1 rRNA gene (running past one end of the window) is annotated in these 1,392 nt (G+C 51.1%); it reads right to left on the bottom strand.

Features of this window, described 5'->3' with window-relative positions:
• Nucleotides 1-22: 22 nt before the first annotated feature.
• Nucleotides 23-1,392 (bottom strand): 23S ribosomal RNA (locus tag QMA08_RS20260) (it continues 1,617 nt past the right edge of the window).

The following is a 1,392-nucleotide window of genomic DNA, read 5'->3' as shown; positions in this document are numbered from 1 at the left end:
CATAAAACGCGTTTGGCGTTGTATGGTTAAGCCTCACGGGTAATTAGTACAAGTTAGCTTAATGGCTCACACCACTTCCACATCTTGCCTATCAACGTTGTAGTCTTCAACGGCCCTTCAGAGACTTTAAAAGTCTAGTGAGAACTCATCTCGAGGCCTGCTTCGCGCTTAGATGCTTTCAGCGCTTATCAGTTCCGAACGTAGCTACCGGGCAATGCCATTGGCATGACAACCCGAACACCAGCGGTTCGTTCACTCCGGTCCTCTCGTACTAGGAGCAACCCCTCTCAATTCTCAAACGCCCACGGCAGATAGGGACCGAACTGTCTCACGACGTTCTAAACCCAGCTCGCGTACCACTTTAAATGGCGAACAGCCATACCCTTGGGACCGACTTCAGCCCCAGGATGTGATGAGCCGACATCGAGGTGCCAAACACCGCCGTCGATATGAACTCTTGGGCGGTATCAGCCTGTTATCCCCGGAGTACCTTTTATCCGTTGAGCGATGGCCCTTCCATTCAGAACCACCGGATCACTATGACCTACTTTCGTACCTGCTCGACGTGTCTGTCTCGCAGTTAAGCTGGCTTCTACCATTACACTAACCGTACGATGTCCGACCGTACTTAGCCAACCTTCGTGCTCCTCCGTTACTCTTTAGGAGGAGACCGCCCCAGTCAAACTACCCACCAGGCACTGTCCGTAACCCCGATTCAGGGGCCAACGTTAGAACATCAAAACTACAAGGGTGGTATTTCAAGGTTGACTCCACAACAACTAGCGTCGCTGCTTCAAAGTCTCCCACCTATCCTACACATGTAGGTTCAATGTTCAGTGCCAAGCTGTAGTAAAGGTTCACGGGGTCTTTCCGTCTAGCCGCGGGTACACAGCATCTTCACTGCGATTTCAATTTCACTGAGTCTCGGGTGGAGACAGCGTGGCCATGGTTACACCATTCGTGCAGGTCGGAACTTACCCGACAAGGAATTTCGCTACCTTAGGACCGTTATAGTTACGGCCGCCGTTTACCGGGGCTTCGATCAAGAGCTTCTCCCTAAGGATAACCCCATCAATTAACCTTCCGGCACCGGGCAGGTGTCACACCGTATACGTCATCTTGCGATTTTGCACAGTGCTGTGTTTTTAATAAACAGTCCCAGCCACCTGGTCACTGCGGCTCCCGTCCGCTTAGAGAGCAAGTCTCATCACAGATAGGAGCGTACCTTCTCCCGAAGTTACGGTACGATTTTGCCTAGTTCCTTCACCCGAGTTCTCTCAAGCGCCTTAGTATTCTCTACCTGACCACCTGTGTCGGTTTGGGGTACGATTCCATATAATCTGAAGCTTAGAGGCTTTTCCTGGAAGTATGGCATCAACAACTTCATCACCT

Origin of the sequence: Pseudoalteromonas sp. APC 3355, assembly GCF_030407615.1 — a bacterium.
Taxonomy (GTDB): domain Bacteria; phylum Pseudomonadota; class Gammaproteobacteria; order Enterobacterales; family Alteromonadaceae; genus Pseudoalteromonas; species Pseudoalteromonas distincta.
The sequence above is the reverse complement of the archived record's forward strand: the minus strand, read 5'-3'. Positions and strand labels throughout refer to the sequence as shown.